Genomic DNA, 7,958 nt, shown 5'->3' with positions numbered 1-7,958 from the left:
AGGCGCCTGCACCGCCAAGTACGCCACCACCAGCCAGTGGAACGGCGGCTACAACGGTGAGGTGACCATCACCGGGGGCAGCAGCGGCGTCCGGAACTGGAAGGTGCCGTTGACGTTCGCGAGCGGGCAGACGGTCACCGCGGTCTGGAACGGCACCGCGAGCTGGAGCGGCAACGTCATGACCGTGACCCCGGCCGGCCACAACAGCACCCTGAGCGCCGGACAGTCCACCAGCTTCGGCTTCACCGTCAACGGCTCCAACACCACCGCACCGTCGGTCGGCAGCTGCAGCGCCGGATAACCCCGGCGGTCCCACGCACTCCCCCCACGCTCCGGCGCGGTGCCCCGTGGCACCGCGCCGTTGACCGTCCGGGCCCCGGTGAGCCGGTCGGACACGCTGCCGGTCGCGTGCGGCCGTATCGGCGGCGCGGCCGGCGAACGGCGGAGCGGCGCGGTACCGGAGGCGCGAACGGCGGAGCGGCGCGGTGCCGACTGCGGGTGGCATACCAGCCGGTGGCCGCTCATCCCGGCGGGCCCGTTCGGCGTGCACGCACCGGGGCGGACCGCCGGGCCGGGGCATGGTGGCGGAGGGACCGGGTGGCGGAGTTACCGGGTGGGCGGAGGGACCGGGTGGCAGAGGCACCGGGCAGTCTCGCCGCCGGGCGGGAGGTTCAGCACAGCCGGATGTCGGCGCGTCCGCTGCTCTGGTAACCCTCGGTCGCAACGATCATGTAGTCGGTGAAGCTGCCCAGAGTCATCCCGGCCGCCTGCCAGGCGTCGAAGTGGTTGCCCGTGGTGATGGTGCCGCCCCTGGTCCGGCTCCCCTGGTTGACGCTCCAGAACTGCTGCATGATCTGGTTTTCCGGGATGGTCGGCAGGCCGACACGCACCGTCCGGTGGATGTCGTAGGTCTGGCCGTCGCTGGTGACCGTGCCCCTGCGGTCGGTACCGATGGGCCGGTACGTGCCGTATCCGTCGATGATGTAGTACTCGACGAGCGGGTTGGTCGTGAATCCGTAGACCGACAGGTAGCCGTTTCCGGACGGGGCGAAGTCGCCCTCCCAGTTCACGACCCTGCGGCCGCCGGTGCTCCAGCCCTTGCCGGCCACGAAGTTCCCGCAGTCCGTCCAGTCGACGGTGTAACGGCCGTCGTCCTTCAGCTCCATGGAGACCGCTCCGGCGCCGTCGGTCCAGAACGAGTAGAAGTAGCCGCCCTGGAGGCCGTTCTGCGGCGTGGTGATGGTCTGGGCGTGGGCGGTGCCGGGCAGCAGCAGCGGACCGGCCCCGGCGGCGAGCGCCACGCCACCTGCGCGGGCCAGGAAGCTCCTGCGGTTCGGTCGGGCGAACTGAGGGGTGTTCCGGGCGGCGTTGTCGTCCATCTGTACGAGTCCTCCTTCGGTGCGGCCGGCGCGGGGCCGGACAGCGCGATACGCCCCGGCGGGCTGACCGTGGCAGAGGAGAACATGGAGCACCGGAGTCGTACCACGAGATGGCCGGGAGCTGACTGCCGTGCGATCGACGACCGGAGTATCAGGTCGCGGAGAGTGCCCCACGGGAAACGGCGGGACACCTGTTCGACCCGGGAAGTATCGATCGGGGCGCCATGGGTGTCAACGGCGACGAAACCATTTCGGAAGCCCGGCAAATCCACGATTTCCAAAAGGAATTGCCGCTGTCCGACCGGCGCGGAAGGCGGAAGGCTGTCATTCCTCCGCGTCGCGGACCACGAGTGCGATCTGCACCCGGTTCTCGACCGCCAGTTTGGTGAACAGGTTGCCTGTGTGCGCCTTGACGGTCGCGACGGTGATGCCCAGCCGCCGGGCGATCTCCGCGTTGCCCAGTCCGTCCGCGATGGCCCGGGCGGTTTCCCGTTCTCGTTCGGTCAGTGCGGACAGCTGTTTCCGCGCCGCTTCGCGGGACGAGTTGCGGGCGTGAGCGGACCGCGGGCCGGTGGCTGCGGCGATCACCCGTGCCGCAGCCGCCGGGGACAGCGCCGGTTCGCCGTCGGCGACGGTCCGTACCGCGTCGAGAATCCGCGGCGGCTGGGTGTCCTTGAGGACGAACCCGAGGGCCCCGGCGCGCAGTGCGCCGAGCACCAGCTCGTCGGAGTCGAACGTGGTCAGCATGAGCACCCGCGGTGGCGCCGGCCGGGTGAGGAGTTCCCGGGTTGCGCTGAGCCCGTCACGGCCGGGCATGCGCACGTCCATCAGTACGACGTCCGGCCGCTGCTCGTCCACCACGGTGATCGCGGCGTCCCCGTCGGCCGCCTCCGCGACGACGGTCAGGTCCGGTTCGCCGTCGATGACGAGCCGCAGCGCCATCCGCACCAGTTGTTCGTCGTCGACGACGACGACGCGGACCGGCTCCCGCTGGCTGTCCACTCAGGTTCTCTTTTCGTGGGTGGCGTCCGGCCAGGGTAGCCGTGCGGTGAGAAGGTAGCCGTTGTCGGGTGTGGGGCGGTGGTCGAGTTCTCCGCCGGCGAGGTCGATTCGTTCGGAGAGGCCGAGCAGTCCGAATCCCGATCCCGGTGGTCGCGCGCTCATTGTGACCGCCGGTGAGTTGCGGACGCTGACGCCGAGTTCGCCGCCCGCCTTTCCTTCCAGCGTGATGTGGACCTGTGCGCCCGGGGCGTGTTTGGCGGCGTTGGTCAGCCCTTCCTGGACGATCCGGTAGCAGGTGCGTCCGGCTGCGTCGGACGGCCTGTCCGTCACGGTGGTGGTGAGCGTGACGTCCAGTCCGGACGTGCGGGCGTCTGCCACCAGCTCGGGTATGCGGTCGAGGGTGGGCGGAAGAGGTTCCGGGTGACCCGGCTCGGCCCGTAGCAAACCGAGGACGTCCCGTAGCTCTTCCAGGGCTTGGCGTGAGCCGTCGGCGATGCCGCGGACCAGCACGCGGTTCTCCTCCGCCGCGAGGTCGCCGCGGTGGTTCAGCACGCCGGCCTGCATGGCGACCAGCGAGATCCGGTGCGCGAGCACGTCGTGCATCTCGCGGGCGATCCGGTTGCGTTCCAGGACCCGTGCCTGCGCCGCTCGCGCGGTCTGCTCCCGTTCGGCGCTCTCCGCCCGCTCCCGCAGGGACCGCACTTCGGCACGCCGCGAGCCGACGGCCATGCCCACGGCCACCGCGATGCCCGCGGTCAGTACCGGGATCGCGAGCTGGTACCACAACGAGCCGGGCGGGCTCTGGACCGGGTAGATGCCGACAGCCGGCTGCGACGCGGTCACGTAGGCCGACCCGACGAGCCCGATCTCCACCGGACGGCGCCGGGCGGAGAGCGAGGCCAGCGCCAGCAGCGCGGCCCCGGTGGCGAGTGCCGACACGGGCGAGACGATCGCGACCGTCAGGGCGACGGTGAGCGGGAACCGCCGTCGCCACAGGAGCACCGTCAGGCAGCCGAGAGCCACCAGCGGATCGCCGATGAGGAACCAGGAACGCGTCCCGGCGTCCTGACCCCGCAGCAGCACACCGATGGCAAGCCAGGCCGGTAGGCCCGCAGCCGCTGCCGCCGCCAGCTTCCAGCTCTGCCGCCATGCCCCGAGCCGTGGCGCGACGTCTGTGTTCACCTGGCCATTGTCGCGAATCCGCACGGCCGGCGAGTCGGACCGGGGGCTGATGTGTCCTTCGACCGGAGTCGAATCTCCGTCCCGACTCCGGTCGAAGGTGATCCGGGCCGCCGGGCCGATGTGCCGGCGGCGGCGCACGAACAGACTCGTCGGGGCGGTCGCGACGGCGATCGCCAACCTGTCCGCCCGGCGGTGATCCGCGGCGGCGCCGTGCCCGGCACGCCCGTTCCGGCGTCCCGCGCTCCCCCGTACACCCCTCAGGAGGCTCTCGGAATGCACCGGACCTTGTCGTTCGCCCTCGCCGCCGCCGCGGTGGCGGTGGCCGCGATACCGAGAGCGCCGGTGGCGGCGGCGCCGGACTCCGTGCGGTGGGGCCCGTGCCGGGAGAACGCCGTCCCGGAGCAGGCGGCGGTTGCCGCGGAGGAGCCGGCCGACCTGCCGCGGCTGGAGTGCTCGACGCTCGAAGTCCCGCTGGACCACCGGGATCCGGACGGCCGCCGGATCGAGATCGCCATCTCCCGGCTGGCGAGCGGGAAACCCTCGCAGCGCCGCGGCGTACTGCTGACGAGTCCGGGCGGCCCCGGCATCACGGGACTCGGCTACCCGGCCGTCCTCGCCGGCTCGGGGCTGCCGCAGGAGGTGCTGGACTCCTACGACGTGATCGGCTTCGATCCGCGTGGCGTCGGCCGCAGCACGCCGGTGACCTGCGATCTGACACCGGAGCAGCAGGCACGCGGCAATGTACCGCCGTACGCGCACACCGCGGCCGATGTCGCGCGGGAGGCGGGGAAGGCGCGGACCGTCGCCGAGCAGTGCGCCACCTCGCGGACGGCGTGGATGCTGCCGCACACCACCACCGCGAACATCGCACGCGACATGGACCGGATCCGGGCCGCGCTGGGCGAGCCGGAACTGTCGTACCTCGGTGCCTCCTACGGCAGCTACCTCGGCGCGGTGTACACGACGATGTTCCCGGAGCGCAGCGACCGGATCGTGCTCGACAGCAACCTGGGCCCCGGCGGTTACGACGTCACGGCCATGCGGCTGCTCGCCCGTGGGCTGGAGGACCGGTTCCCCGACTTCGCGGCGTTCGCGGCCGCGCGTCCCGAGTACGGTCTGGGCACCGCGCCGGAGCAGGTGAGGGCGAAGTTCTTCGAGCTGGCGGAGCGGCTGGAGGCGGAACCGGTCCGGGGCTTCGACGCGACGTCGTTCCGCGGGTTCACCTTCGACCGGCTCTACAGCGACGCGGACATGCCCCTGGTGGCCAGGACCTGGCAGGCACTCGACACGGACCGGCCACCGCCGCCCGCCCCGCCGTTTCCCGACATGGAGAACTTCATGTCGGCGCGCTTCGCCGTGATATGCGGCGACACGCGCTGGCCGAGCACGGTCCGGGAGTACCAGCGGAACGTCGCGGTCGACCGGCTGAAATACCCGATGCTGGGCGGCTCCACGGCCGGCATCGGACCGTGCGCCTTCTGGCCGGAGGAGCGGGCCGAGCCGCCGGTGCGCATCGGTGACCGGGGCCCGTCGAACGTCCTCATGGCGCAGAACGAGCGCGACCCGGGGACGCCGCTGACCGGCGCCCTGAAGCTGCGGCGGGCGCTGGGCGGGCGGGCCACGATGGTGACCGCCGACCAGGGCGGCCACGGCGTCTATCCGTTCGGCCCCAACACGTGCGCGAAGGACGCGGTGACCGCGTTTCTGACCACCGGGCAGCGCCCGCCGCAGGACCTCGCCTGCGCGGCGGAACCCGGCAAGCAGGCAGAACCCGGAAAGTAGCAGGAGCGAAGGCATGCTCAAGGAGTGGCGGTATCGCCGGGCCGTGCGGCGGGTCGAGCCCGGGGACGGGCGGCCGTTGAAGCGTTTCCGCTGGTGGCAGATGCTGACCCGCGCGCTGTTCCGTCTTCGGCTGACGCACGACGACGGACGGCAGACGGTGTACGCCGTCGACGTCAGGCATCAGAACCAGCCGGACGGATACGTCAGGGCCCATCTGTACCTCGACGGCAGACATCACGCCGAATCCAGAGTCCCTGCTGTGTTCCCTGTCCGGGGCGGCACCGTCGAAGTAGGGACGAGCGCCTTCGGGCTCAAACGCTGCCACTACGTCACCGCCGAGGGGACCGAGCACCAGCTCGTCCCGGACCCGGCCTCCGCCGAGGGGCGCCGCGCGCGCCTCGGCCGCGCGCATCCCGCACTGAGCCGCTGCATCGGTTTCCTCTCCTCGGCGGTGCTCGCCGCCGGCCTCGTCCTCCTGGTCCTCCAGCTCGCCGAACAGGTCACCCGGGCGCCGGAGGGCGTCGCCCGGTACGTCGGGACGTTCACCTCGCCCATTGACCTGCCGGCATGGGGGAACGTCGCGGTCGGGCTCGTCACCGCGGCGGCCAGTACGGAGCGGGCGCTGCGGCTGCGTTACAGCCGACTGCTCGACGGCGGGGCGGGCTGACCCGGCTTCGCCGGACGGTCGTGGTGGGTGCCCGCCAGGGTCGCGGGCGGGGAGAGCGGCCGCAGCGTGCCGGACGCGCAGCGTCACACTGCCGCGCCGGCACAGGGACCGGCGGGCGTGCACCACGGACCGGCGGGCGTGCACCGGGAACCGGCGGGCGTGCACCACGGACCGGCGGGCGTGCGCCGACGGTCGCGGCCGGGAGCCGTGAGGCCGTACGGGCCGCCGGGGCCGCCCGGAGGGAGGCGGGTTCCACCCCGGACACCGCCTTTCCGGCGCGTTCCGACAGCGAGGCGGGGGACGGCGACGGGTTCGGCGCTCAGGGCCGTACGCCGTCGAGAGCGAGGTGGAGCAGGCGGCGTGCGGCCGCCGGATCGTCCTCGGTGACCAGGGAAACAGCCTCGGCCAGGGTGAGCAGGTCCTCCGGGGAGAGCCCGGGCCGGACGGCGGCCACCGACAGCGCGCGCTCCACCAGCACCGCCGCCGCCTCACGCATGACAACGTGACAGGTCTCTCCGTCCGGCGGGCCGTCGCCGGCTTCGGCGGCGAGCCATGCCGCCAGGCCGCGCGTGTTCGCGGCACAGACCGTCAGCTCTTCCAGCCAGGTGACGAGCCCCGTCCGGGGGTCACCGCCGGCCAACTCGCCGGCTCGCTGCCGCAGGCGCTCGACGATGCCCTGGAAGACCTCCTCGAGCAACGCGCGCCGGGAGGGGAAATGCCGGTGCAGGGTCGCGGAGCCCACGCCGGCCTCGCGGGCGATCTTCTCCAGGGAGACCTGGGCCCCGTCGCGGGCGACGAGGACCGAGGCCACCCCGAGAAGCCGTTCGTGGTTGCGCCGCCAGTCCGTCCTCTGCGGCCTGAGCTGCTGCTTCGCCATCAACGTGACCTTTCGCATGGACAAACGGAGGGGCACCCCATATCGTAGCCAACACCAAACGGGGTGGCCCCCCGCTTCACCGATCGGGAGAAGTCCATGGCTGCGTCATCATCGTTCGTGCTGGTCACCGGAGCGACCGGCAAGCAGGGCGGCGCCGTGCTGCGCAGCCTGCTCGCCTCCGGTGTCCCGGTGCGTGCCCTCGTGCGCGACCCCGGTTCCGAGCGCGCCGCCGCCCTCGGTGATCTCGGCGCCGCCCTCGTGCGCGGCGACCTCGAAGACGTCTCGACCCTCACGCCGGCCTTGGACGGCGCCCGTGCGGTGTTCTCGGTGCAGGCGCCCGACATGGCCGACCTGATGGGCGATTCCGAGGTCCGGCAGGGACGCAACCTCGCCGAGGCCGCCCGCACGGCGGGTGTCGAGCACGTCGTGCACACCTCGGTCTCGGGCGCGGGCGCCGTCGACGTCGAGAACTTCGACGAGCGGCGCTGGGGCGTCCACATGCGCCACTACTGGCGGAGCAAGGCCGCGGTCGAGGACATCGTGCGCGCCGCGGGCTTCCCCCGGTGGACGATCCTGAGACCGGCCACGTTCATGGAGAACTTCGTCCGGCCGTCGTTCTACTTCGCCGGCATGACGTCGGACCGGCTCCTCGTCGGTGTGGACCCCGGTGCCCGGCTTCCCTTCGTCGCGGTGGACGACATCGGAACGGCAGCGGCCGCGGCGTTCGCGGAGCCTCAGCGTTTCCACGGGACCGAACTGGAGCTGGCCGGCGACGTCCTGAGTTTCCGCGACATCGCACAGATCCTGTCCCAGACCCTGGCAACGAGGATCGAGCTGCCCGTCACCCCGGAGCACGCCCGCACGGAGGGCCTCATGGCCGAGCTTTTCCAGGCACAGCAGTACATGAGTACGCATCCCGCACCGGCGCGTCCCGAGACCGCGGCGAACCTGGGCATACCGACGACCACCTTCCGCGCGTGGGCGCAAACCGCTCTGTGAGTCCGCCGTCCGGCCCGGACGACAGGTGAACCGGGTGTGCTCCCCCGGCGGCGGCCAGGTCTCCGCCCCG

General features: G+C 72.1%; 8 protein-coding genes. 4 read left to right on the top strand and 4 right to left on the bottom strand.

Going from position 1 to position 7,958, the window contains the following annotated elements:
* On the top strand, window positions 1-301 hold a 301-nt coding region (locus GCU69_RS24130), incomplete at its 5' end, for a cellulose binding domain-containing protein (RefSeq protein ID WP_176604641.1).
* A 370-nt stretch (window positions 302-671) separates the two neighbouring features.
* On the opposite strand, the gene GCU69_RS24125 is transcribed toward GCU69_RS24130, so the two are convergent.
* From GCU69_RS24125 to GCU69_RS24115, 3 genes are all read right to left on the bottom strand, one after another.
* Window positions 672-1,379, bottom strand: coding sequence for a glycoside hydrolase family 11 protein (locus GCU69_RS24125; RefSeq protein ID WP_156207163.1), 708 nt, complete (start codon window positions 1,377-1,379; stop codon window positions 672-674).
* Window positions 1,380-1,703: 324 nt separating this feature from the next.
* Window positions 1,704-2,381 carry a response regulator gene (locus tag GCU69_RS24120; protein WP_098754910.1) on the bottom strand — a complete coding sequence of 226 codons (678 nt, stop codon included), beginning with the start codon at window positions 2,379-2,381 and terminating at the stop codon, window positions 1,704-1,706.
* Window positions 2,382-3,563, bottom strand: coding sequence for a sensor histidine kinase (locus tag GCU69_RS24115; protein WP_156207162.1), 1,182 nt, complete (start codon window positions 3,561-3,563; stop codon window positions 2,382-2,384).
* Window positions 3,564-3,836: 273 nt separating this feature from the next.
* Between GCU69_RS24115 and GCU69_RS24110 the strand changes: the two genes are divergently transcribed.
* Both GCU69_RS24110 and GCU69_RS24105 read left to right on the top strand, forming a co-directional pair.
* A complete protein-coding gene (locus tag GCU69_RS24110) occupies window positions 3,837-5,345 on the top strand; it encodes an alpha/beta hydrolase (protein ID WP_156207161.1) in 1,509 nt (502 codons plus the stop codon).
* 13 nt (window positions 5,346-5,358) lie between these two features.
* On the top strand, window positions 5,359-6,012 hold the full coding sequence (locus GCU69_RS24105) for a hypothetical protein (protein ID WP_098754912.1): 654 nt from the start codon (window positions 5,359-5,361) through the stop codon (window positions 6,010-6,012).
* Window positions 6,013-6,331: 319 nt separating this feature from the next.
* On the opposite strand, the gene GCU69_RS24100 is transcribed toward GCU69_RS24105, so the two are convergent.
* On the bottom strand, window positions 6,332-6,889 hold the full coding sequence (locus tag GCU69_RS24100) for a TetR/AcrR family transcriptional regulator (protein WP_156207160.1): 558 nt from the start codon (window positions 6,887-6,889) through the stop codon (window positions 6,332-6,334).
* 96 nt (window positions 6,890-6,985) lie between these two features.
* Between GCU69_RS24100 and GCU69_RS24095 the strand changes: the two genes are divergently transcribed.
* Window positions 6,986-7,888, top strand: coding sequence for an NmrA/HSCARG family protein (locus GCU69_RS24095; protein ID WP_156207159.1), 903 nt, complete (start codon window positions 6,986-6,988; stop codon window positions 7,886-7,888).
* Window positions 7,889-7,958 lie beyond the last annotated feature (70 nt).

The sequence above is a fragment of the Streptomyces lycii genome, from assembly GCF_009735685.1.
GTDB lineage: Bacteria > Actinomycetota > Actinomycetes > Streptomycetales > Streptomycetaceae > Streptomyces > Streptomyces lycii.
This window is presented reverse-complemented; position numbering and strand designations above follow the sequence as displayed.